This window comes from Vitreimonas sp. (assembly GCF_035627415.1).
Taxonomy (GTDB): Bacteria; Pseudomonadota; Alphaproteobacteria; order Caulobacterales; family Aquidulcibacteraceae; genus Vitreimonas.
In genome coordinates, this window is record NZ_DASPLU010000031.1 from 1 (window position 1) to 22,775 (window position 22,775).

The 22,775-nt window shown below is 66.6% G+C and carries 28 protein-coding genes; 12 read left to right on the forward strand and 16 right to left on the reverse strand.

The window, feature by feature from the left end:
- Positions 1–4,186: beta strand repeat-containing protein (locus tag VEA80_RS16005; RefSeq protein WP_325061773.1), on the forward strand; the 4,186-nt coding region annotated here is incomplete at its 5' end.
- A gap of 114 nt (positions 4,187–4,300) precedes the next feature.
- Here VEA80_RS16005 and VEA80_RS16010 read toward each other — a convergent pair.
- The 7 genes from VEA80_RS16010 to VEA80_RS16040 all read right to left on the reverse strand — a co-directional run bounded on the left by VEA80_RS16010 (position 4,301) and on the right by VEA80_RS16040 (position 7,479).
- Positions 4,301–4,786 carry an ATP F0F1 synthase subunit B gene (locus VEA80_RS16010; protein WP_325061774.1) on the reverse strand — a complete coding sequence of 162 codons (486 nt, stop codon included), beginning with the start codon at positions 4,784–4,786 and terminating at the stop codon, positions 4,301–4,303.
- 12 nt (positions 4,787–4,798) lie between these two features.
- On the reverse strand, positions 4,799–5,371 hold the full coding sequence (locus VEA80_RS16015) for a hypothetical protein (RefSeq protein WP_325061775.1): 573 nt from the start codon (positions 5,369–5,371) through the stop codon (positions 4,799–4,801).
- 25 nt (positions 5,372–5,396) lie between these two features.
- Positions 5,397–5,630, reverse strand: coding sequence for a F0F1 ATP synthase subunit C (locus VEA80_RS16020; RefSeq protein ID WP_325061776.1), 234 nt, complete (start codon positions 5,628–5,630; stop codon positions 5,397–5,399).
- Positions 5,631–5,666: 36 nt separating this feature from the next.
- Positions 5,667–6,437, reverse strand: a complete 771-nt coding sequence (locus tag VEA80_RS16025; protein ID WP_325061777.1) for a F0F1 ATP synthase subunit A — start codon at positions 6,435–6,437, stop codon at positions 5,667–5,669.
- A gap of 8 nt (positions 6,438–6,445) precedes the next feature.
- Positions 6,446–6,784 (reverse strand): AtpZ/AtpI family protein, encoded by a 339-nt coding sequence (locus VEA80_RS16030; RefSeq protein WP_325061778.1) that lies wholly within the window; start codon positions 6,782–6,784, stop codon positions 6,446–6,448.
- 192 nt (positions 6,785–6,976) lie between these two features.
- Entirely contained in the window at positions 6,977–7,228 is a 252-nt protein-coding gene (locus VEA80_RS16035) for a hypothetical protein (RefSeq protein WP_325061779.1), read from the reverse strand.
- A 59-nt stretch (positions 7,229–7,287) separates the two neighbouring features.
- On the reverse strand, positions 7,288–7,479 hold the full coding sequence (locus VEA80_RS16040) for a hypothetical protein (protein ID WP_325061780.1): 192 nt from the start codon (positions 7,477–7,479) through the stop codon (positions 7,288–7,290).
- Between the two features lie 356 nt (positions 7,480–7,835).
- Here VEA80_RS16040 and VEA80_RS16045 point away from each other — a divergent pair, with 356 nt between their 5' ends.
- Positions 7,836–8,318: a hypothetical protein gene (locus VEA80_RS16045; protein WP_325061781.1), complete on the forward strand. Its 483-nt coding sequence runs from the start codon at positions 7,836–7,838 to the stop codon at positions 8,316–8,318.
- Between the two features lie 70 nt (positions 8,319–8,388).
- On the opposite strand, the gene VEA80_RS16050 is transcribed toward VEA80_RS16045, so the two are convergent.
- From VEA80_RS16050 to VEA80_RS16060, 3 genes are read right to left on the reverse strand one after another with little or no spacing between them, the layout of a single operon-like run.
- Entirely contained in the window at positions 8,389–11,841 is a 3,453-nt protein-coding gene (locus VEA80_RS16050) for an AAA family ATPase (RefSeq protein ID WP_325061782.1), read from the reverse strand.
- 21 nt (positions 11,842–11,862) lie between these two features.
- The gene (locus tag VEA80_RS16055) at positions 11,863–12,504 is read right to left on the reverse strand and encodes a DsbA family protein (RefSeq protein WP_325061783.1); all 642 of its coding nucleotides are present in this window, start codon (positions 12,502–12,504) and stop codon (positions 11,863–11,865) included.
- A gap of 57 nt (positions 12,505–12,561) precedes the next feature.
- Positions 12,562–13,098 carry a DciA family protein gene (locus tag VEA80_RS16060; RefSeq protein WP_325061784.1) on the reverse strand — a complete coding sequence of 179 codons (537 nt, stop codon included), beginning with the start codon at positions 13,096–13,098 and terminating at the stop codon, positions 12,562–12,564.
- A 49-nt stretch (positions 13,099–13,147) separates the two neighbouring features.
- Between VEA80_RS16060 and mutY the strand changes: the two genes are divergently transcribed.
- From mutY to VEA80_RS16080, 4 genes are read left to right on the forward strand one after another with little or no spacing between them, the layout of a single operon-like run.
- On the forward strand, positions 13,148–14,200 hold the full coding sequence (mutY, locus tag VEA80_RS16065) for an A/G-specific adenine glycosylase (RefSeq protein ID WP_414731519.1): 1,053 nt from the start codon (positions 13,148–13,150) through the stop codon (positions 14,198–14,200).
- Positions 14,200–14,385 (forward strand): hypothetical protein, encoded by a 186-nt coding sequence (locus tag VEA80_RS16070; RefSeq protein ID WP_325061786.1) that lies wholly within the window; start codon positions 14,200–14,202, stop codon positions 14,383–14,385. Before mutY ends, VEA80_RS16070 begins: the two co-directional genes overlap by 1 nt.
- On the forward strand, positions 14,382–14,852 hold the full coding sequence (locus VEA80_RS16075) for a GFA family protein (RefSeq protein ID WP_325061787.1): 471 nt from the start codon (positions 14,382–14,384) through the stop codon (positions 14,850–14,852). Before VEA80_RS16070 ends, VEA80_RS16075 begins: the two co-directional genes overlap by 4 nt.
- The gene (locus VEA80_RS16080) at positions 14,849–15,388 is read left to right on the forward strand and encodes an isoprenylcysteine carboxylmethyltransferase family protein (RefSeq protein WP_325061788.1); all 540 of its coding nucleotides are present in this window, start codon (positions 14,849–14,851) and stop codon (positions 15,386–15,388) included. Before VEA80_RS16075 ends, VEA80_RS16080 begins: the two co-directional genes overlap by 4 nt.
- On the opposite strand, the gene VEA80_RS16085 is transcribed toward VEA80_RS16080, so the two are convergent.
- From VEA80_RS16085 to VEA80_RS16095, 3 genes are all read right to left on the reverse strand, one after another.
- Entirely contained in the window at positions 15,337–16,395 is a 1,059-nt protein-coding gene (locus VEA80_RS16085) for an AI-2E family transporter (protein WP_325061789.1), read from the reverse strand. The genes VEA80_RS16080 and VEA80_RS16085 overlap by 52 nt on opposite strands.
- Positions 16,396–16,782: 387 nt before the next feature.
- Positions 16,783–17,472, reverse strand: a complete 690-nt coding sequence (locus tag VEA80_RS16090) for a Crp/Fnr family transcriptional regulator (RefSeq protein WP_325061790.1) — start codon at positions 17,470–17,472, stop codon at positions 16,783–16,785.
- A gap of 105 nt (positions 17,473–17,577) precedes the next feature.
- On the reverse strand, positions 17,578–17,943 hold the full coding sequence (locus tag VEA80_RS16095; protein ID WP_325061791.1) for a hypothetical protein: 366 nt from the start codon (positions 17,941–17,943) through the stop codon (positions 17,578–17,580).
- On the opposite strand from VEA80_RS16095, the gene VEA80_RS16100 reads away from it, so the two are divergent.
- Positions 17,918–18,361: a hypothetical protein gene (locus VEA80_RS16100; protein WP_325061792.1), complete on the forward strand. Its 444-nt coding sequence runs from the start codon at positions 17,918–17,920 to the stop codon at positions 18,359–18,361. The two genes, VEA80_RS16095 and VEA80_RS16100, sit on opposite strands and share 26 nt — an antisense overlap.
- Before the next feature lie 111 nt (positions 18,362–18,472).
- Here VEA80_RS16100 and VEA80_RS16105 read toward each other — a convergent pair whose 3' ends face one another.
- The 3 genes from VEA80_RS16105 to VEA80_RS16115 form a co-directional block, all read right to left on the reverse strand.
- A complete protein-coding gene (locus VEA80_RS16105) occupies positions 18,473–19,561 on the reverse strand; it encodes a site-specific DNA-methyltransferase (RefSeq protein ID WP_325061793.1) in 1,089 nt (362 codons plus the stop codon).
- A 107-nt stretch (positions 19,562–19,668) separates the two neighbouring features.
- Positions 19,669–20,397 (reverse strand): hypothetical protein, encoded by a 729-nt coding sequence (locus tag VEA80_RS16110; RefSeq protein WP_325061794.1) that lies wholly within the window; start codon positions 20,395–20,397, stop codon positions 19,669–19,671.
- Positions 20,398–20,465: 68 nt separating this feature from the next.
- A complete protein-coding gene (locus VEA80_RS16115; RefSeq protein WP_325061795.1) occupies positions 20,466–21,038 on the reverse strand; it encodes a ribonuclease HII in 573 nt (190 codons plus the stop codon).
- Positions 21,039–21,190: 152 nt separating this feature from the next.
- Here VEA80_RS16115 and VEA80_RS16120 point away from each other — a divergent pair, with 152 nt between their 5' ends.
- Genes VEA80_RS16120 through VEA80_RS16140 form a run of 5 tightly spaced genes read left to right on the forward strand, consistent with a single transcriptional unit; the run spans position 21,191 to position 22,737 of the window.
- Positions 21,191–21,361: a hypothetical protein gene (locus tag VEA80_RS16120; protein ID WP_325061796.1), complete on the forward strand. Its 171-nt coding sequence runs from the start codon at positions 21,191–21,193 to the stop codon at positions 21,359–21,361.
- Between the two features lie 11 nt (positions 21,362–21,372).
- Positions 21,373–21,777, forward strand: coding sequence for a hypothetical protein (locus tag VEA80_RS16125; protein ID WP_325061797.1), 405 nt, complete (start codon positions 21,373–21,375; stop codon positions 21,775–21,777).
- Positions 21,774–22,076: a hypothetical protein gene (locus tag VEA80_RS16130; protein WP_325061798.1), complete on the forward strand. Its 303-nt coding sequence runs from the start codon at positions 21,774–21,776 to the stop codon at positions 22,074–22,076. Before VEA80_RS16125 ends, VEA80_RS16130 begins: the two co-directional genes overlap by 4 nt.
- Positions 22,073–22,285 carry a helix-turn-helix transcriptional regulator gene (locus VEA80_RS16135; protein ID WP_325061799.1) on the forward strand — a complete coding sequence of 71 codons (213 nt, stop codon included), beginning with the start codon at positions 22,073–22,075 and terminating at the stop codon, positions 22,283–22,285. The genes VEA80_RS16130 and VEA80_RS16135 overlap by 4 nt, the downstream gene beginning before the upstream one ends.
- Positions 22,286–22,296: 11 nt before the next feature.
- Entirely contained in the window at positions 22,297–22,737 is a 441-nt protein-coding gene (locus VEA80_RS16140; RefSeq protein WP_325061800.1) for a hypothetical protein, read from the forward strand.
- Positions 22,738–22,775 lie beyond the last annotated feature (38 nt).

Here is a 22,775-nt window from a genome sequence, read left to right on the forward strand (position 1 = left end):
GAACAATCTCGGCCCCGACGTTGTGCTCGAGAACGTCACCATCACCAATGCGACGGTCTCCGACGTGAAGAACGTCACCGACGGCGCTAACGGCGGCACAATCACCGTCGATCTCGCGGCCACCGAGGCCGACATCGACGCTTCGCTTTCGCAGGCGGATGTCGACGTCAACGGCAACGCGCTCGACAACACGATCGAGACCGGCGCCGGCGACGACTCACTGCAAGGGGGCGATGGCGCCGACACCATCAGCGCCGGCGCGGGCGCCGATTCCATCGTCGGCGGCGCCGGCAATGACACCATCGACGGCGGCGCGGGCCTCGATGTCGTGACCTACAACGACGCCATCGGCACGCACATGCTCACGTCCATCGGCACGGCATGGGAAGTCGACGGCGGCGCTGCGGGCGTGGACACGCTCACGAACGTCGAAACCATCGAAAGCGCGGGCGGTACGATCCTGCTCGTCGGCAGCGGCGGCTTCGCGACCATCCAGGAAGCCATTGACGCGGCTTCCGACGGCGATGTCATCATGATAGCCGCCGGCACATACAATGAGGACCTCGTCATCGATGTCGCGGTGACCATCCTCGGCGCGCATGCGGGCGTCGCCGGCACGGACGGCGCGCGCGACGAGGCCGGCGGCGTGGGCGAAACCACCATTGTCGGCAACAGCCACATCACCGCCGCTGGCGCTGTCACCATCGACGGCGTCCGCTTCCTGAATGATGCGACGACCACGGGCGGCGGCCCGTCCAACCCGACGCTGCAGATCCAGTCGGGCTTCGATCACGTCATCACCAATTCGATCTTCTATTCGACGGTGACTGGCGGCGCGTCGGACGACCGCGCGATCTCGCTGCCTGTGCTGACGACCGGCAGCGTGACGATTTCGAATAACTATTTCACCGGCAGCCAGCCGGGCCTGTTCAGCACGGCCTCCTGGGGCCGCGCGATCTGGTTCGACGGCGGCGGCGTCGACATCACCATCACCGGCAACACCGTCGAGTTCACCCGCACCGGCGTCAATCTCGACATGTCTGGCGACTCGATCGCGGTGATCGATCAGAACACCTTCGCCTCCGACGGCACCGCGATCTCGAACGGGATCGACAATGACAACGTCGTGCTGTCAAACAACGACTTCCAGAACGTCGGCACCGACTTCAACTTCCGCAACCTGACCTCCGGCATCGTCTTCGACGCTGACGTAGCCGTCGACGCACTGACGCCCGCGGTACCGGCCAATCCGAACAACGATATCGTCGTCGTGCTTGGCGGCTCGGGGGCCGATCACCTGATGGGCACGGCCGGCGCCGATCTGCTCGACGGCAACAACAATCCCGGCAATCCGAATGCGGCTGACGCCGATACGCTCGAGGGCCGGGGCGGGGACGATTTCCTGTTCGGCCGAGCCGGCGACGATGATCTCGACGGCGGCGACGGCGCCGACACGCTCGACGGCGGCGCAGGCGCCGACGATCTCGTCGGCGGCGCGGGCAACGACATCATCAGCGGCGGAACCGGGATCGACTCGCTGCAAGGCGGCAACGACAACGATACGCTGAATGGCGGCGATGACGGCGACACGCTCGAAGGCGGCGCCGGCACGGATACGCTGAACGGCGATGCCGGCGCGGACGCTCTTTGGGGCGGCGCTGGCGGCGACACGCTGAACGGCGGCGCCGACGGCGACACGGCGCACTACACCGGCACGATCACGCCCGGGAATCTGAGCTACAACGGCGGCACACAGACCTGGACGGTGTCTGCCGGCGCTGAGGGCGCCGACACGCTCTCCGGCGTCGAATACGTCCAAGGCGTCGATCCTGACGGCGCGGGCGGCTCGACCGGGCGGGTGCTGCTGGTCGATCCGAACGGCAGCAGCGGCTTCGCCAACATCCAGGCGGCCATCAACGCCGCCCAGGCCGGCGACACCATCGTCGTCGCGTCCGGCACATATACGGAGAACCTGACGCTGGCGACGGGCGGCCTCACCTTCGTCGCCGCCGGCGGCGAAGTGACCGTGAACTCGGCTGCCGCGAACACGCCGGTGCTCACCATCAGCGGCGATCACGGCGGCCTCGACACTAGCATCAGCGGCTTCAACTTCAGCGGCGCGACCGGGACGGGCATCGGCCAAGGCGCCGGCGTCTACGTCACGGCCGACAACATCGGCGAGCTCACGCTCGACGATGTCAGCGTCAGCGGCAATGGCGGCTACGGCGTGTTCACGCTTAACGCCGACATCGGTCTGCTCACCATCACCAACAGCGATTTCGCCAACAACGGCACGAACGGGATCAACAGCGGCGCACACATCAAGCTGTTCGGCTTCACCGGCGACGCCGTCATCGACGGCGTCACCATCGACGGCGCCGCCGCCGGCACGGCGCAAGCCTCGCGGCCCGACTACGGCATCGAAATCCACGGCATCGAGAACGCGGTTGTTAACGGCAATCCGAGCCTGATGCCGATCATGGGCGCGATCCTGATCCAGAACGTCGTCATCGCCGGCGAATTCCACAAAGCGGTGGTGGCGATCAACAACTTCACCAATATCGACGGCCTCGACATCGTCAGCCTCGACCTCACCGCGGCCGAAGCCTATTGGGGCGCGGGCGACACCGCCTCGACGCTGTTCAACATCGACGGCGTCAGCGACAATCTGACCCTCGCGGACTACGACATCCTGTTCAACCCGCTGTGGCACGCCGCCACGCTGCGTGGTGAGCACGCGTCGCAGCCCGATCTCGCCCAGACGCTGACGGGCGGCGCCGGCATCGACCTCATCGCCGGCCACGACGGCAACGACACGCTGAACGGCCTTGCCGGGGCCGACATGATGTTCGGCGGCCTGGGCAACGACACCTACACCGTCGACAATGTCGGCGACGCAGTGACGGAAGCGGCGAGCGAGGGCACGGACACGGTGGTGTCGACCGTCAGCTACGTGCTCGGCGCCAATCTGGAGAACCTCACGCTCGCCGGCACGGCGATCAGCGGCACGGGCAACAGCGTCGCCAATACCATCATCGGCAATAGCTCGAACAACCTGCTCGACGGCGGCGTCGGCCACGACTCGCTGTTCGGCAACGCCGGTAACGACACCATCCTCGGCGGTGCGGGCAATGATGCGATCGATGGCGGCGGCGATGTCGACATCGCCTCGTTCACGATCGCCTCGACCGGCGCAACCTGGGTGCGCAACGCCTCCGGCTCGTGGACCGTCACCGCTGGCGCCAACGGCACGGATACGTTGATCGATGTCGAGTTCCTCGACTTCACCGATCGCGACGTCTTCCTCGACGACGCGGCGCAGACGTTCAGCGGCGACGGCACCTCGGACATGCTGTTCCGCCGCAGCGACGGCCTGATCGTCACTTGGGACGTGAGCGGCACGACCCTCGACACCGCCTCCGTGCTCGCCCAAGTCGGTGCAGAATGGACCGCGCTCGGCACTGGCGATTTCAACGGCGACGGCGCCGCCGACATCCTTTGGCAGCATGATAGCGGCCTCGTATTCACCTGGGAGATGGACGGCTCGGTCATTACTAGCGCCGGCGGCATTGCCTCGCTTGGGAACGACTGGTCGCTGGTCTCGATCGGCGATCTCGACGGCGACACCCGCGACGACCTCGTCTGGCGCAACGACAGCGGCCTCGTCGTCACCTGGCAGATGGATGGACGCACGATCGAAAGCGCGGGCGCTCTGGCCGTGCTCGGCGCCGAGTGGTCGCTCTCCGGCCGCGGCGACTTCAACGGCGACGGCCAAGAGGACTTGGTCTGGCGCCGCGACGACGGCCTCTCGTTCGTCTGGCAGATGAACGGCAACACGATCGAGAGCGGCTACGCGACCTCGGTTCAGGCCGGCACGGAATGGACCATCGTCGGCGTCGGCGACACCAACGCCGACGGCTACGACGACTTCATCTGGCAGCGCGACGACGGCCTGATCGTCGCCTGGCTGATGGAGAACGGCGCCGTCGCCAGCACCGGCATCCTCGCCGCGGTCGATCCGAACGAGTGGTCGATTTTGGCGATGGGCGATTACAACGGCGACGGCAATGACGACCTGCTGTTCCAGCACGAGAATGGCACGGTGTTCGCCTGGATGCTCGACGGGACCAACATCCTCTCCGCCGGCGCCATCGCCAGCGTCGGAGACGAGTGGGGCTTCATCTGACGACGGCGGCTCCCGCGGGCGCAGATCGCGTCCGCGGGGCGGCAATGCCGCGAATGAACAAAGGGCGACGCTGCGAGGCGCCGCCCTTTTTGCTTTGACCGGTAGCTTGAAGCCTTAACCGAACTTGCGCTGCAATTCGCCCACGCCTTCGCGCACCAGCGCCGCTTGGGCCTGATCGTTCATGCGCTCGCGGATCATCCGCTCGGCCGCCTGGATTGCGGCTTCCGCCGCCGCCGCGCGCACTTCGTCGGCGGCCTTGCTCTCGACCGACGCGATGCGATCTTCCGCTTGCTTCTCGCGCCGCGCCATCGCCGCCATCATGGTCTGGCGCGTCTCCTCGGCCACCATCGCCGCTTGCTCTTTGGCGGCGTCGACGATCGCTTTGGCTTCGCTCTCCGCCGCCGCCCGCTTGGCTTCATACTCGGCGTGCAGCTTCTCGGCTTCCTCGCGCAGGCGCCGCGCTTCGTGCAGCTCCTTGGCGATCGCTTGCGAACGCTGATCCAGCATGCCGGCGATCGCTTGCGGGACCTTCAGGTAGATCAGCAAGCCGATGAACAGCAGCAGCGCCAGGAAGGCGATTTCGGTCGCGGTGATTTCCATCACGCTTCTCCCTTACGCCGCGTTGCGGGCCGCAGTCGGCCCCAGCTTGTCGGCGATCTCACGCGCCAGCGCTTCGGCCATCGCCGGCACTTCGGCCAGCGCCTTGGCCCGCGCGTCCGCGACCTTCGCCTCGGCCGCTTCGATCTTCGCCGTCAGCCGCGTTTCCGCGGCTTCCTGCTCGGCCGTGAGCTTGGCCATCACGTCCGCGCGCGCGGCATCGACCATCGCCCGCGCCTCGGCGCGGGCCTTGGCCGAAGCCTTCTCCATTTGCGTGCGCGCTTCGTCAGCCGCCGCGCTCTTCTGCGCGGCAGCATCGAGATCGCTCGACACGGTCGCCGCGCGCCTTTCGATCACCGCCGAGATGTTCGGCAGGATGAAGCGCGAGACGATGAAATAGAGCGCCGCGAACGTGATCGCGAACCAGATCAGCTGGCTCGGAAACAGCGAAGCGTCGAACGGCGGAAACGACGCCGCGTGTTCGCCGCCATGCGCCGCCGCTTCGCTGGCGTGCGCCGCTTCGCCGACGCCGTGTGCGGTGTCGACGCCTTCGACGGCGCCATGCGGATCGGGGGCAGGATGAGCCATATCGCTTGCTTGCTTCTTACTAAGATCACTTCGGAACGACGAAGAGCAGCAGGATGGCGATCAGCAGCGAGAAGATGCCGAGCGCTTCCGTCACGGCGAAGCCGAAGATCAGGTTGCCGAACTGGCCCGGCGCCGCCGATGGGTTGCGCATGGCGCCCGACAGGAAGTTGCCGAAGATGATGCCGACGCCGATGGCGGCGCCGAGCATGCCGAGGCAGGCGAGGCCCGCGCCGATATAAGCTGCAGCAGTTGCGTCCATTCTAAATTCCCCTCTGGGTTGGAGTTCAGCCGGGCCTCAGTGCCCGGGGTGAAGCGCGTCGTTGAGATAGATGCAGGTGAGGATCGCGAACACGTACGCCTGTAGGAACGCGACCAGGAATTCGAGGCCGTAGAGCGCGACCGTCATCGCCAGCGGCAGGATCGACAGCACGCCGAAAAAACCGCCTGCTGCGATCAGCGCCGGCACGAAGCCCGCGAACACTTTCAGCAGGATGTGACCGGCGAGAATGTTCGCCCACAGACGAACCGCGTGCGAGAGCGGCCGCGAGAAGAACGAGATCACCTCGATGAAGATGACGAACGGCAGGATGTAGATCGGCACCCCGGACGGTGCGAACAGCTTGAAGAACTTCAGTCCGTTCTTGGCGAAACCGACGACCAGGACGGTGAAGAACACCATCAGCGCCAAAGCCGCGGTGACGACGATCTGGCTCGTCGGCGTGAAGATGTGATGCACGCCGAAAACGCCCGGGAACATCCCCAGCATGTTCGACATGAAAATGAACAGGAAGAGCGTGAACACGAAGGGCAGAAACTTCTTCACGCCCTCCGTCCCGGCCGCGTCTTTCAGCATGCCGTGGATGAATCCGTAGGCGCCTTCGGCGACCACCTGCGCGCGGTTCGGCACCAGAGCGGCCGGCTTCATCGCCCAGTTGAAGAACCACGCCGCCAGCACCGCGCCGCCCACCATGGCGAGGCTCGCATTGGTGAAGCTCGCGTCGTAGCCGGCGATCTCGAAGCTCGCGATCGGCTCGATATGAAACTGCTCAATCGGGTCGTTGGCCATGGGCCGCTTCAGTCCTCTTCGTCGTCCGAGATGGACGGCGTATCGGGTCCGACGGGATTGCTTCGCGAATAGGATTGCGCCACGCGCACCACATTCACGACGCCAGCCACGAAGCCCAGCACCACCCCGATAATCAGCCCCCACGGTGACGTGTGGGCAAAATAATCGACGCCGTAGCCGAGCAATGCGCCGACGATCACCGCCGCGCCAAACTCCCCGCCATAGCGCAGCGCCAGCGAAGCCGGGCTCTGCGGAGGAGGGGTGTTCGAGGCGCCTTCTCCCCGCGCGGCGCTGACGCGCCGGCGTAAGTCGGAAAGGGCGTCCTCGGGCGGTTTTTCGTCAGCCATCGAACGGTCCACGCGCCCAAAGGGGCGACTCGAAGAGAGCCCCCCTGTTCGCGCGCGCGGAAACTAGCAGGGGCCGTTCGAGGGTCAAGAAAGCCTAGTGCGACATAAGGAGCAAAGCCGCGCCAGAAAATGCGGGCCGTTACGAAACGCCGTTCGCCGACCAAGTCCAGGGAACGGGCTAGGGGCAAAGCCTTAAGGCGTCGTCGTCGTTTTCGGCTCAGTCCCATCCGCCACCGGGGCCTCCTCCGGTTCCGCCAGCGGATTCGGCGCGTCCGTGTTGCTCGGGCTGATCGCCGCGTCAGGCCCTGAGTTGGGATTGCTCGGTGCGGTCGTGTCTTCACTCACATCGCCAGCTTGCCCCGGCGGTTCTTGGCCGTATTGATCGCCGCAGGCCGCAGCGAGGAGGACGAAGGCGGCGCCGAGGACGGCGAAGGAGAGGCGCATCTTTCTTCTTACTCCAGTCGTCACCGGGCGAACTCCGCCGTGGCGGCGGCCGTTCCGGATTAATGCGGCGGGCGCTCGAACTCTGGCGCGCGCGTGCGCGTCAGCAGCGATTCGATCTCGTCGTCGGTGAGCCCGCGCTCGCGCAGCGTTTGGCGCGCCAGCTCGACCACCCGTTCCAACGACGGATAGGAGATCGGGTGCGGCTGTTCCGTTTCGCTCTTCAAGGCTTCTTCGTCCCAGCGAGCGAACATTGGCGCCGCAGCGCCGTTCCGGAAACCGCTGCTCACTTTTATTCGAAGAACACTGGAACGCTCTGCTCGCCTCGCCGTTGTATGGACGCGCCGGGCTTCCTACTCCCCCCGCCCAAATGCCCGGCGCACCGCAACATGAAGCGGCCCCAGTCAACTGGGGCCGCTTCTATGTCACGGAGAGGGCGCCGACACGCGCTCTATCCAACAGATCGGCGGCATTTTCCCTGAACAATCAACGCTGGGCCAAAATCAATCCGACCGCTGCTGCGCTGGGTCATAATGCTGCGCATGAAACCCGTCCCATCCCCCTACCTAACCGAGCATCGCCTCGCCAGGCTCACCACCTGGGCGCGGCGATGCTCGCGTGGATCGGGACGGTGGTGTTCGGCGACGCGCCGGTATCAGCCGATCGCCGCCGGCGCCGCCGTGACATTCTCCGCCGCTCTCCGTTTCTTTCGTTGGAGCCGATGGCGCGCCTTGCGCTCCGGCTCATTTATATCCGCGGCATAGACTTCGCGCGCCTGCCGCGCCGTCCCCGCGGTCCGCTGCCGCGGGATTTCACCGGAGCAGGCTTTCGCCGCCGCGTGCGCCCGCGTCAGCTTCGGCGCTCGATCCTCGGCTCGGAGCTGCGCCGCGCGCTGCGCCATCGCGACCTGCGCACGCGCTTCGCCATGATCGTCGCCGCGTTCGCCGATCTCGACACCCACGCCCGCGCGTTCGCGCGCCGCCTGAAGCGCGGTTTCCCGCGCATCATGACCATCGTCGCCGTGCGCCCGCCTGGCCAGTCGCTGCCCAGTGTCGACCTGGGCGCGCCCGTTGCGGCCGCCGACACCTCATAGCCAAAAACCGCATGCCGTCGGTCCGATTTCGCCGCGCAGAGCCGAGCTCCGCGCGGGCGCCGGCGCGCGCTTATTCGGCCGCCAGCGCCTGTGCGCGGCCGAGATCGACGCTCACCAGTTGGCTCAAACCTTGCTCCGGCATCGTCACCCCGTAGAGGCGATCCATCCGCGACATCGTCACCGGATTGTGGGTGATGACGATGAAGCGCGTCGTCGTCAGCCGCTTCATCTCTTCCAGCATGCGGCAGAAGCGATCGACGTTGGCGTCGTCGAGCGGGGCGTCGACTTCGTCCAGCACGCAGAGCGGGGCGGGGTTGGCGAGGAACACTGCAAAGATCAGAGCCGTCGCCGTCAGCGCCTGCTCGCCGCCCGAGAGCAGCGAAAGATTGGTAAGCCTCTTGCCCGGCGGCTGCGCGAAGATTTCGAGCCCCGCTTCGAGCGGATCCTCGCTCTCGGTCAGCCTCAGCGCCGCTTGGCCGCCTTCGAACAAGGTCGCGAACAATTGCGCAAAGTGCGCATCAACTTGCTCGAACGCCTTCAGCAGCCGCGAACGGCCTTCGTTGTTGAGGGTGGTGATCGCGCGCCTGAGTTTCGCCACCGCCTGCGCGACGTCTTCCTTCTCGCGCGTCAGCGTCTCGACCCGCTCCTGCGCCTCGGCGAGTTCTTCCTCGGCGCGCAGATTGACCGGCCCGGCCGCTTCGCGCTCCGCCTTCAAGCGCTCCAGCCGGCGCTCGACATCGCCGATCGGCGCCTGGCCGAGCGGTCCGTTCAGCAGCCCGCCGGCGAGCCCCGCCAGCGCCCCCGGTTCGACATTGGCGATCTCGCGCGCTTGCGTCGTCACGTCTTCGACGCGCGTGCGCGCCGCCTGCGCATGCGCGTCCGCGCTCGCCCGCCGCTCGCGTGCGCCCGCATGCGCTTGTTCCGCCGCGCGCGCCTTGTCGTTCGCTTCGCGCGCCGCGGTCTCCGCTTCGGCGACCCGGTCGCTCGCCGCTTGGCGCCGCTGCTCCGCCGCGTCGGCTTCGTCCATCAGCGTCTCGAGCTTGGCCCGCGCCTCCACCGGCGCCGCCTTCGCCGCTTCACGCCGCGCTTCGATCTTGTCGATCTCGTCGCTCAACGCCGCGAGCCGCGCGTCCGCGTCCGCGATCCGCGCTTGCCACTGCTTGCTCTCGGCAGACACGACGCCGCGCCGGGAATCCCGTTGCGCCTTGTCGCGCACCAAAGCCTGCGCCGCCGCCGCCGCTTCCGCCGCCGCCGCGCGCGCCGTTTCAACGTCGGCGCGCGCACCAGTCAATATTCGTTCGTCGCCGCCCGCCGGCGTTTCGCTCACGGCGCCCGCGGCGACATTCGCCGCCGCTTCCGCTTCGGCGATTTCCGCACTCAGCGTTTGGTCCTGCGCATCGAGATCGGCGCGCCGCTCGTTCAGCCGCGCGAGCTCCGCCTCCAGGCGCTCGGCCTCACGGCTCACATTCGCTTCCGCCGCCGCCAGCTTCGGTGCCTCGGCGCGCAAAATCCGCAGCTTCGCATCCGCTGCTTGCCGCTCTGCTTTCGCTCTATCGGCAATGGCCTTCGCTTCCGCGAGCGTCGCTTCCGCGCTGTTGAATTCCGCCCGCGCCGCCGCCAGCCTGTTCTTGTGCTCGAGCCGCGCCGCCGCCGGTTGCGGCGCATCGGCCCGGCGCACGAACCCGTCCCAACGCCAGAGATCGCCCTCACGCGAAACCAGTCGTGCGCCGGGCGAGAGCTCTTTCGCCAGCGCCGCTCCGCTCTTCGCGTCGACGACGCCCACCAAGGCCAAGCGCGCCGAAAGCGCCTCTGGCGCCTCGACGTATTGCGACAGCGGCGCCGCGCCTTGCGGCAAAGCGGAAGGGGGCGGCTTCGCCCCCGCCCAACGCAATGGCGCTTCGCGCTCCGTCGACGCGTCGATGTCTTCGCCCAACGCTGCGGCGAGCGCGCGCTCGTATCCAGGCTCGACCTCGATCGCGTTCAGCACCGGCGGAAACTTGCCCGCCTCCGGCGGCGTGAGTTTCTCCAAGCCGCGCACTTCAGCGCTCAACGCATTGAACGCGGTCTCCGCCGCGCGGAAGGGCGCCCATGCTGATTCATCGGCGGCTTCGGCGGCCTTCAGCGCGGTTTCAGCTTCGGCCAACGCCGCACGATGACGCGCAACCTCATCCGCCGATTTCGCTGCGTTCGCCTTCGCCGCAGCCAAGCGCTGGTTCAACTCGTCCGTGACCGGCAACGCTTTCGCCTGCGCTTCCAAGGCGCGCTTGCGGTCCGCCAGACGCTCCAACCGCTGCCGCGCCGACATCGCCGCATCGCTCAACGCCTGCGCCCGCGCTTTTCGCGCCGCCGCCTCGGCCGCCAGTTTTTCGAGCTTCGCTTCCGCCTCGGCCCGTTGCGCCGCCGCCGCATCGCGCGCGCTTTCGGCTGCCTTCAGCGCGGCTGCGGCCTGCGCTTCGTCGCCCGAGCCCAGCTCCGCCGCTTCGGCGCCGAGCCGCGTCAGCGCCGCTTCCGCATCGCGCTTCAGCGCCTCCAGCCGATCAGCCTCGTCGCGTGCGCGCCGCTCGTCCTCGTCGCAGCGCGCCAGCACCGCATCCGCCTCGGCGACATCGCGTTCCAGCCCGACGCGCACGCCTTCGAACCGACGCAGCACCGCCGCTGCGACCATCTCTTCTTCCCGCAACGGCCCCAGCGCTTCGCGCGCATCGTTCGCCGCGCGCTCCGCCGCGCTCGCATCCGCCGCCGCCTGCGCGACCGCACGTTCGGCGTCACGCAAGAATCCTTGCGCTTCCGCCTCGCGTTCGCGCGCGTCGCTCCAGCGGCGATGCAGCAAGAGCGCTTCCGTTTCCCGCAATGTCTGCGCCAAGCCGCGATAGCGTTCGGCCTGCCGCGCTTGCTTCTTCAAGCTCGCCGCCTGACCCTCGATCTCGGCCAAGACTTCGTCGAGCCGCGTGAGATTGGTCTCGGCCGCTTTCAGCTTCAGGTCCGCTTCGTGACGGCGCGCATGCAGGCCGGCGATGCCGGCGGCGTCTTCCAGGATGCGCCGCCGGTTTTGCGGCTTCGCCGCGATCAGTTCGCTGATCTGACCCTGCCGCACCAGAGCAGGCGAATTGGCGCCGGTCGCCGCGTCGGCGAACAAGAGCTGCACGTCTTTGGCGCGCACTTCCTTGCCGTTGATGCGATAGGTCGAGCCCAAGCCACGGCGAATGCGCCGCGTGACTTCGAGCACGTCCTCGTTCTGAAACGGCGCCGGCGCCCGCCCGCGCGCTTCGGTCAGAACGACGACGACCTCCGCGAACTCGCGCGCGGGCCGCCCCGCGCTGCCGGCGAAGATCACGTCCTCCATGTCGGAGGCGCGCATCGACTTCGCGCTCGTCGCGCCCATCACCCAGCGCACGGCCTCGAGCAAGTTCGACTTGCCGCAGCCGTTCGGGCCGACGACGCCGGTCAGCCCGTTTTCGATCGGCGCTCTCGCCGGATCGACAAAGCTCTTGAAGCCGTGGAGGCGCAGCTCGGTGATGTTCACGGGGAGCGGCGCGCCTTCCCTTTAGTTCGCCGCGGCTTGATCGAGCAGACGCGACAGACCTTCGTAGGTCACCACGCTCGGATCCTCGACCTTCTCGCCGTCGATGACGAAGGTCGGCGTGCCGGTGATGTTGAAATCACGGTTGCCGCTCTCGACGATGCGGCGGATGCGCTCGGCGCCTTCCTCGTCGGTGATGCACTGCATCACTTGTTCTTCGGAAAGGCCGGCGGCGGCGCCGATCTCGATGAACTTGCCGCGCACGCCTTCCATCGTACCGGACGCGAAGATCGCTTGCTGCTGGCGGAAGAGTTCGCCCAAACGGGTGAAGTACTGCTCCGGCGTCGCGCCGCCGCAACGCGCGAGCTGGAAGCCGGCGACTGCCACCGGCGCAGGCGCCGTCGGATATTCGCGGAACACGTAGCGGACGCGGCCGGTGTCGATGTAGTTGGTCTTCAACTGCTCGAAGACTTCTTCATGGAAAGTCGCGCAGTGCGGGCAGGTGCTCGACGCATATTCAATCAGGGTGACCGGCGCGTTCGCATCGCCCAGCACCATGTCGTCCGCGCCCACGCCAGCGCCGCCGCCCGCATTGTTGCAGCCGACCAGTCCAACGAGAGCAAGTGCGGCTGCGCCCAGGATGAAGCGGCGCCCAATGGCGAACATGCGGAACCTCCAAGATACGGCCGGGGAGGCATAGTGGCTTTTCCCGGTAAGGGAAACTCACCCCTGCTTGACCGCGCGCCCAAGCCGCATCAGCGCCGATTTCAGGCCAGGGTCGCCGACCGGGTCAAGCGCTTGCGCCAGTGCGGCCTCTTCGACCGGGTTCAGAGCGCGCTTCAGCGGCCGCACGTTGGTCGCTTTCGGCGCCGCGGCGGTGCGCTGCTCGATGCGGATCGATTTCACCTTCGCCCCGGCCACTTTGAGCCGCTCGATTAGGAGAGGCGTCTGGGTCTGCAGGAACGGTGCGAGCGCGCCAGGAACCTTCAACGTCAACACGCCGGCCGCCAGCTTTTCCGGCGTCGCCCGGGCGAAGCTCTCGCCGGCGATGTCCGCCCAGCGCCGCTTCATCTCGTTGAGCCCGAGGCCGGTCTCCTTGAGCAGGGGCTTCAGCACCGCCGTGACGCTCTTGCCCGCCGATGGCGGGGCCGGCATTGCCGAACGGCCGCGGCGGGCCGACAGAGCTTGTGAGGCGCGCGCCTCCGCCCGCGGATCGGCGGCCGCGGGCTCGGCCGGGCGGAAGCGGTCGCGGAGGGACATGGACCCTGGAGCGAATCGAAAAGCCATGAAGAAAGGGTAAAGACGCCCCATGCCCGCGCTTGCCCGCCGCCCGCCGACCCCTGTGGGTAAACTATCCACGACTCGGGATAACCTGCGGAAATCATTGCTCTCGTGGTACGACCAGAACGGCCGGACGTTGCCCTGGCGGGTGCGCGGCAGAGCGGCAGACCCGTACCGAGTCTGGCTCTCCGAGATCATGCTGCAGCAGACCACGGTCGCCGCCGTCGGCCCGTATTTCGAGCGATTCTTGGCGCGCTGGCCGACCGTCGCGGCGCTGGCCGCCGCGCCGCGAGACGAGCTGCTCGGGGCCTGGGCGGGGCTCGGCTACTACTCCCGCGCCCGCAACCTGCACGCGGCGGCGCAGGTGTTAGCCGAGCAGGGGTTCCCGGCCGACGAAGCCGGCTGGCGGACGCTCCCGGGCGTGGGGCCCTACACCGCCGCCGCCATCGCCGCGATCGCGTTCGACCAGCCCGCCAACGTGGTCGACGGGAACGTCGAGCGGGTGATCTCCCGCCTCCGCGCCGTCGCGGCGCCGCTGCCCGGGGCCAAAGCCGAATTGCGCGCGCTGGCGGGCGAACTCGTCACCGCCGAGCGGCCCGGCGACTGGGCCCAGGCCTTGATGGATCTGGGCGCCACGGTCTGCACGCCGAAGGCGCCGAAGTGCGGAGGCTGCCCCTGGATGAACGCCTGTGCGGCGTTCGCGGCCGGCGCGCCCGAAACCTTTCCTCGCCGCCCGACGAAGGCCGAACGGCCGCGCCGCTACGGCGCCGCGTTCCGCATCGAACGAAACGGCGCGCTGTGGCTCGTACGCCGGCCGGACAAGGGCCTGCTCGGCGGCATGGCGGCGCTGCCGACGACGGCGTGGCGCGCCACCAAATGGACGCGCGCCGAAGCGCTCGCGCACGCGCCGGCAGAGGGGCGGTGGAAGAAGGTCGGCGCGGTCGAGCACGTTTTCACGCACTTCGCGCTGACGCTTGATGTATATGCGGCCGATGCCGCGCCTGGAGGCAACGGCTGGTGGGATGATGCAAGCGCGCTGCCGACCGTGTTCAAGAAGGCGGCGATGGCGGGGAGAGAGTGATGGGACCTACGATCGGCGACATCTTCTTGGGCCTTTTGCCGATGTTGCTGCTCATTGGCGCGTGGTTTTTCTTCATGTGGCGCATGAAGAGCCCGAGCAGCATTCAGGGCCGAATGCTCGAACTCACGCGCCGAAACACTGAAGCTCTCGAGCGCATCGCCGCCGCATTGGAGCGCAGACAATGACCGAAGTGTTCGAAGGCGGCTGTTCTTGCGGTGCGGTGCGCTATCGCCTGGCGTCGCGGCCGCTGTTCACGCATTGCTGCCATTGCCTCGATTGCCAGAAACAGACTGGCGGCGCGTTCGCGATCAATGCGCTGATCGAAACGGCGCGGATCGAGATGCTCGCGGGCGAACCAAGGCGCGTCGAAATGCCGAGCCCGAGCGGCCGCGGCCATGACATTTATCGCTGCAGTCAGTGCGAAGTCGCGGTGTGGAGCGATTACGGGCGCAGGCCGTATCTGCGGTTCGTGCGTGTCGCCACCCTCGACCAGCCGCACGCAATTGAGCCCGACGCGCACATCTTCACCAAGAGCAAAGTCCCTTGGGTGAAGCTCCCCGAAGGCGCGCGCGCGTTCGAGGTGTTCTACGACATGAAGCAGGAATGGCCGGCCGAGAGCCTCTCCCGGCGCGAAGCGGCGAGCCGCGGATGACGGCGCGGGAGGCGTTCATCGGCTCGGCGGCGTTCTTCCTCGCCGCGCCCGTAGTGGTGGCGGGACTGATTCCGTGGCTGATCACGCGCTGGCGCCCGGGCGAGGACGCTTCGCTGCAGCTGACGATCGTCGGAACGGCGCTGACGGCGGCGGGGTTCGCGGCGCTCGTCGATTGTTTCATGCGCTTTGCCTTGAAAGGCGGCACGCCCGCGCCGATCGCACCGACCGGCGAGCTCGTCGTCAGCGGCCTTTATCGCTACGTCCGCAATCCGATGTATCTGGGCGTGCTGCTGGCGATCGTCGGCCAGATGCTGGTGTTCGCCAACGCCGGCTTGTTGGCCTACGCCGTTCTGATAGCGCTGATCTTCCATTTCTTCGTGCTCGGCTACGAGGAGCCGAAGCTGAAGAAGAGCTTTCCCGAGGCGTACGCCGCCTATTGCGAGAATGTCGGCCGCTGGCTGCCGCGGCTGACGCCGTGGACGGCTCAGGCGCCGGGCGCCTTGGCGTCCGCGTCGCCCAAGACGCCGCGCACATAGAAGATCACCACGAACACGGCGATGACGACGATGAGCGGCGTCGCGAACAGCGCGCCGAGCGGCCCGAGCAACAGCGCGCCGGCGATGACGCCGAACAGCAAAAGCCCCGGCGGCAGCGAAACGGCGCGTTGCTGGATCATCGGCGTCAGCAGGTTCGCTTCCACCTGCGCTGTGATGAAATAGAGCAATGTCGCCCACAGCGCCGTTTGAGGGCCCACGGTGAGCGCGAGCAGAACGCCTGGCACCGCCGCGAGGATCGGGCCGATCAGCGGTACGAACTGCGCGAGACCGCAGAGCAAGCCAAGCGCCAGAAACGCGGGCACCCCGAGCGCCCATAGGCCGATGCTGACCGTGACGGCTATGAATGCCATGGAAAGAAGCGTGCCGAGCAGCCAGCGCCGCAGCGCATGCGCGGAAGCGCCGAGCGCTTCGCGGATGTTGTCGCGGTGCTGTTTCGGCGCGAGCGTCAGCGCGCCGTCCACATAGGCGTTGGGGTTCACCGTGAAGAAGACGCCGCCGACGATGACCAGGAAGAGTTCGAGCGTCGCGCCCGCGGCGCTCATCGTGAACGCGCCGATGCGGCTCGCATAGGCGCCGAGCTGGCTGCCATTCGTTCCGCTGAACGCGCCTTGCAATTCTCCGACGACGCTCGAGGCGAACTCGTTCTGATCGATGCGTTCGCGGAAGCTGCTCCAGGCGGCGGGCAGCGTTTCCGTCAGTTGTGAAATCTGCGCTGCGATCTGTGCGCCGAGCAGGTAGAACAGCCCGCCGAGAGCGCCGAGGACGATGAGCCCGGCGACGACCATCGCCCCGGCTTTGGTCAGGCGTGCGCGGCGTTGGATCGCGCCGGCGAGGCCGCGCAGCCCGACGGCGATCAGCACCGCGCCAAATACCAACAGCAGCACGTGCCGCAGCGCGATGACGAGCGCGATCAAGAGCGCCGCGAACACGACGATGGCGACGCGGCTGGTGAAGGTTCCTTTGTCCGGTACGGCCCCGTGCGGCATGGCCGCCTAACGGGCGCCCGCCGGGTCCAGTTCCAGCAAAAGCGAAGGACGCGGCGGGGCCGCGTCCTTGCTTTGTCGATCGGTCGCGTCGGCTCTTACGCGACGATCAGCGCAGCTTGGTTCAATGTGGCCAGCGCCGCAGGAAGGAAGAAGGCGGCGGCCAGAACGAGGCTGCTGAGCTTGGTGGCGAAAGTGGCGGTCATTTGGCTCTCCCCGGAACGGATGTCGTGTTCGATGAGGAGAAGGTAGCGGTGCGCGGGGCAGGGCGCCGTGACTCGAGTCACGCACGATCGGTGCGCGCGTCGCCCTTCGAGGGCTCAGGGTGAGAGGCGCGTGTTTGGTCGTTGAAGCGTCAGCCTGAGCTTGTCGAAGGCGGACACTCGAGCGCTAAGTCGCCCGCGCTTCCTGAATCAGCGCTTTGAGCTTGTCGCGCGCCACCAGCTTGATGCCGGCGCGGCCCATGCTGATCCAGCCTTCATCGACCCATTCGTGCAGCTTGCGGTTCACCTTTTCGCGCGAGGCGCCGATGCGGCGGGCGAGTTCGGTTTGCGTCAGCGTCACCGAAGCGCCGTCGCCGGCTTCTTCAAGCAGACGCTGCGCGAGGCGCCCGCCGAGATCGAGCGTGTGCGCGTCTTCGAGCGCAGCGTCGGCGTGACGCAGGCGCCGGCTCATCTCGGAGACGAGCTTCAACAGCGCCTTGGGTTCGCTCTCGAGCGCGCTCAGCGCCTGGTCGCGATGGATGCGCAGGAAGCGCGACTTGCGGATGGCGCAGATATCGGCCGAGCGTAGGCCGCCGTCGAGCACGGCCATCTCTCCGATCACGGCCGGCGGCTTCAGCGACGCGATGCGGATATCCTTGCCGGCTTCCGTCGAGCTGCGGACTTCGACTTCGCCCTCGAGCAAAACATAGAGCGCATCGCCCTTGTCGCCCTTGGCGAACAGGAGCTTGCCGGGCTCGACGGTGCAGGGCTGGCCCTGTTTGGCGAGCCGCGCACGCGTGGCGTCGGAAAGCGCGGCCATCAGCTCGGCCTTGCCCAGCGCCGCTTCGACGTTCTGAAGGTCCTGTTTCTCGGCCATTCCGGGCGAGGTTTAAGCGCCGCTGGCGCGGCGTCAATCACATCCGCCCGGCGGGGCGCTCGCCTCCGCCTGTTAGGGGAGGCGAGAACCCGTCAGCCGCCAGCGCTACGAAGCGCCAGAGCCGCCGACTTGCACCAGTCCGCGCTCGACGAAGCTGGCGCATGCGACGTCGCGGCGTTCGCGCAGTTCGGCGAGGCCGCTTTCGCTGCGGGCCATGCCGTTGGCGCGGGCGCGGACGCGGCGCGTCTGGTCGCGCGCCTCGCCGGCGATCGCCTGGCTGCGGAAGCCTTCGCCGACAGCCGTGCGCAAACCGCTGAGATCGACAGGATCGCCGCTCAGCGACGGCAAGTCGCCGTACGCCAGGCACTCGGACGCAGCGAGATAGCGCTGATCGCTCATGCGTTCTTGCGCGGTGGCGTTGAGCGGCGTCAGCACGGCGAGGGCGATGAAGATTGTGAACATGCGGCGCATGTCGGACTCCCATGTGTTCGATACCCGCACGTGGGAGATGCGCGGCGTTTGCATCATGGATGTGTCGAACTGCAGCGCATGCGACGAAGCGCAGTGCGCATGCGATGGATGCGCGGAGATTACTGCGGTGTTACTCCGCGGGCGTTCCGTGCGGATCGCGAGCGTCTTCTTCAGCTTCGTCTTCCAGTCGTTGCCGATGCGCCAGGTACGCGACGAGCAAACCAAGCGGGATGAAGATGGCGCTGATGGCGAGCAGGAAGGCGTCCACGGGATGCATCTCAATCCCTTCTTCATGATCGAAGATAAGCGCGATCACGAGAAATGCCAAACCAATCCCTATGCCGCCTGCTGCGCGGGCGGTATCTGTGGGGCTGCCGCTCAAGAACGGCTCAATAAACGGCACGCCGAAGGCGAGTAGGGCCAGATTTCGGAAGAGCTCGCCAAGGCCGCCTAAAACACGCCGCCAATCCCAGCGCCGCCGGCGGATCGGGGACTGCTTCGCTTTCGGCCGGTTGCGGCTACGCGGGCATTATGCGCCGGGCGACATCGCCATTTGGCGGCGGATTTCGCGGCGGAAGTGGTCGATCGGCTGCGGACCCTTCTTCGTTTCCAGGCTCCAGAAGGTCCAGCCGTTGCAGGCCGGCGCGTCCGATGCGATCGCGCCGATGCGATGGATCGAGCCGGTCGCCTCGCCGAGCGCGAGCGAGCCGTCGGCGCGGACGCGCGCGCGTTTGCCGTTGGGCGCGACGAGCCAAGAGCCCGGATGAATGAAGCCGGCTTCGATCACTTGGCCGAACGGCACGCGCGGTTCTTCTTTCTTGGATTTGGTCACGGCCAGATCTTCGATCGAGGCTGGTTTGATTTTCTTTAATCGCGCGCGGGCGCCTTCCGCGTACTCGGGATCGCGCTCGATGCCGATATAGTGGCGGCCCAGACGCTTGGCGGCCGCGCCGGTGGTGCCGGTGCCGAAGAAGGGATCGAGGATCACTTCGCCCGGCTTGGTGGTGGCCAGCACGACGCGGTGCAGCAGCGCTTCCGGCTTCTGCGTCGAATGCAGCTTGCGGCCTTCGCGGTTCTTCAGCCGCTCTTGGCCGGTGCAGATCGGCAGTGTCCAGTCCGAGCGCATCTGCAGATCGTCATTCAGCATCTTCAGCGCGTCGTAGTGGAAGGTGTATTTCGCTTCCTTCGAGCGCGCGGCCCAGATCAAAGTTTCGTGCGCGTTGGTGAAACGTGTGCCTTTGAAATTCGGCATTGGGTTGGTTTTGCGCCAGACGATGTCGTTCAGGATCCAGAAGCCGAGGTCCTGCATCGCCGCGCCGAGGCGGAAGACGTTGTGATAGGACCCGATCACCCAGATCGCGCCGTTCGGCTTCAGCACCCGCCGCGCTTCGCTCAGCCAGGCGCGGGTGAAGGCGTCATAGGCGGCGAAGTCCTCGAACTTGTCCCACTCATCGTCGACGCCATCGACGTTGGATTGGTCAGGACGCGTCAGCGCGCCGCCGAGTTGCATGAAATAGGGCGGATCGGCGAATACGAGATCGACGCTGCCGTCGGCGAGCTTCTTCAGCTCCTCGATGCAATCGCCTTCGATGATCTTGTCTTTGAAATGGCGCGCCATTGGTCCCCCGAGCGCGGACGCGCTCAAAGAGCCGTCGCGAGCAGGGGATTCTCTCTTGACCGGACTCGCGAATCAAGAGTCTGCAAGTCGTTAACCATAAAGAATGATCAGTCGGCGGGGCTTATCCCCAACGCCTTGCGCTGCTTCAGCCGATGGCCGAGCGAAAGCGTGTAGGTGATGAAGAAGACGTAGAGAAATACTTCCTCCATCTCGCTCGATCGATAGCGGAAGATGTCCTGGACCGAGATCGCGAGGAGGTTCAGGTCGTCGATACGCTCGGGCAGCGCGGCGATCTGCGAGAACACGACCGGCGCCAGACTGGCGAGCGTCGGCGCCAGCCACCAGGGCCGATCGAACAGCCCGCGCCCGTTGCGAAACCGCTTCACCAACGGATGCACGATCGTGCCGAGGATCATGCCAAACAGCAGGATCGCGCGCGGCTTCTGATCGAACCAGCCGTCCGGCGTGTTGTGGATGTTGGTTTCGCCCTGGTCGTTCATTTCCGCGAACCAGCCGCCGGTCTCCCAGCTAAAATAATGCTGACCCCAGCTGATCTCTTCGCCAAGCAGCCAGAACGTGCCGAGCGCAATTAGAATCAGCCAGCCGCGCAACAGCCTGTCGTTCGCGCGCGGGATCGTCGTCAGCGTCACAATCAGAGCGCTGAGCAGCATGATGTTCTGCAGCGTCTCCAGCAGACCAAGTTCGTGATTGCGGCCGAGCCGCGTCGGCGGTCCTTCGAGAATGGTCGGCTCGAGCAAGGCGATGGCGATCAGCGCCGCCCAGAGCGCCGCACATGCGATCCAGACGATCTTTGCCGAGATGTCCTTGACGGGCATTGCCCCGCTTGCGTCCCCAGTCGTCATGGCGCGGAACATAAGGGCGGCGCGGCGCAAGTAAACGGCGCTCAGCCGGCGAGACGCATTTCCATCGCCAGCTGCACCGGCTTGAAACTGCGGCGATGGATAGCGCACGGGCCTAGCCGTTTCAGCGCGTCCTGATGCTCGGGCGTTGAATAGCCCTTGTGCTTCGAGAACGCATAGCCTGGAAATTGCGCGCACAGCTCGTTCATCATCCGGTCGCGCTCGACCTTGGCGATGATGGAGGCGGCTGAAACCAGCGGCACGATCACGTCGCCGTCGATGACCCATTCGACCGGGCAGGGGAGGTCGGGCGACATGTTGCCGTCGACCAGCGCGGCGATCGGCGTTTGCGGAAGCGCGTCGAACGCGCGCCGCATGGCCAAGTGCGAGGCGCGCAGGATGTTCAGCGTGTCGATTTCCTCGACACTGGCGACGCCGACCGCGACGATGCCGACGGCGCGGATTTTGACCGCCAGCTCTTCGCGCGCCTCGGCCGTGAGCTGCTTGGAATCGTCGAGACCTTTCGGGCGGCCTTTGGCAGGCAGGATCACCGCCGCGGCCACCACCGGCCCGGCCAGGGGCCCGCGCCCCGCCTCGTCGATCCCACAAATCGCCATGGGCCGAACATGGTCCGGATTCGTTGCGGGACGCAAACGGGAGGCGCTGTCGGGGATTGTCGACTTTTGGACAAGGGCGCTTGACTTATCGAGCCGGATGTGACAACTCTCCTTGTCATCGGGGCAAGGTCGCTTGTCCGATGGAGGGTCAGATGGAAGAGCGGGAACTGAGCTGGGCGGCGGTCGCGGCGAGTGTGGCGGTGGCGCTGCTCGTGGCGGCGGGCGCAAGCCCGGCGGATTGGACGCTCGAGGTGGCGTTCGCGCCGCTCGGCTTCGAACTCAGCGCCAGCGTCGCCGGGGCGACGATCGAACTGAATTTCTGAGGACACGAGCGATGACATGCGAATTTTCGAACAAGGACGCCGCCAAGCGCTACCGGCGCGACATTGCGATCAGCGGCGCGATCTACGTCGCCCTGGTGTTCAGTGCGGCGCTGGCGATCCGCGAGGTCGAACTGCCGCAATGGGCGGTGATCGTGCTCTCGCTGGCTCCAGTCGCGCCCGCGCTGCTGATGCTGCGCGCCTATATCGTCTTCACGCGGTCAATGGATGAGTTTCAACGCCGCCTGCAGAGTGAGGCGCTGATCATCGCCAGCGCCTTCGTCGTGTTCGGCAGCTTCGCCTACGGCTTTTTGGAGGAATGGGCGGACTTCCCGCACGTGCCGCTGCTGTGGGTGTTTCCGGCCTTCAGCGCGGTGTGGGGCGTTGCGACCATTTTCGTGCGGAGGCGTTACAAATGAGCGCCGAACCACGAAATGTCGACCAACGCGGCCGCAAGGCGCGCTGGCTGATCCTGAGCGTGGCGCTGACCTTTGCGCTGCTTGCATGCGCCGGCGCGGTGGTGATCGTCATTCTTTATCGCTCGAACGTGCCCCTGGTCATGGGCGCCGCGACGGTGGCCGGCGTCAGCCTCGAAGTGCTGATGTGGACCGCCGCCGGCGTGTTCGGCTGGGGCTTCCTCGCCAAGCGCCGCGAAGCGATCGGCCGCTGGAAGCGGCGCCTGTTCGGTCGCGGCAAGAGTGAGACGAGCCAGCCATGAGAAACCGTCTCAAGGTCCTGCGCGCCGAGCGCAACTGGAGCCAGGCGGATCTCGCCGACAAGCTCGACGTCTCACGCCAGAGCGTGAACGCGATCGAGACCGGCAAGTACGATCCTTCGCTGCCGCTCGCTTTCAAGATCGCCGCCGTGTTCGGCCTTGCCATCGAACAAATCTTCAGCGCCGACGAAGCGGCGCAGGCTGCTGAGTAAGAGTGATTCAAATGACAGCGATCCTTCCTGCCTCGCAAAACAAGCGCCGCGCGCTCCTGCGCAACCTGATGATCGTCATCGGTTTGGGCATGGCGGCCTGCGCGGTGATCGCGCGGATGACGGATATCGACACGCATTGGCCGATGCTGGCGCTGTTGGTGGCGTTCTGCGCGCTGGCGGTGGCTCAGTTCAATACGCTCGACGAGGTCGCCAAGCAGGCGCAGTACATCGCCTGGTATTGGGGCAGCATGCTCGGCCTGGCTGCAATCCTCTTGATCCAATTGCCGATCGCCTTCGCCGGCCAGCGGCCCGGGTTCATGCAGGAAGCTTTGATGCGCTGGGTCGATCCCGATCCGATGACCAGCTTTCTCACCGGCATGATGACGACGCCGCTGCTGATGGTGATCGGCTTCACGCTTTGGTGGGCCGCGTACTGGCTGCGCCGCCGCTAACCGATCCGCGAATCTTGAAATTGTTGCGCGCGTGAAGC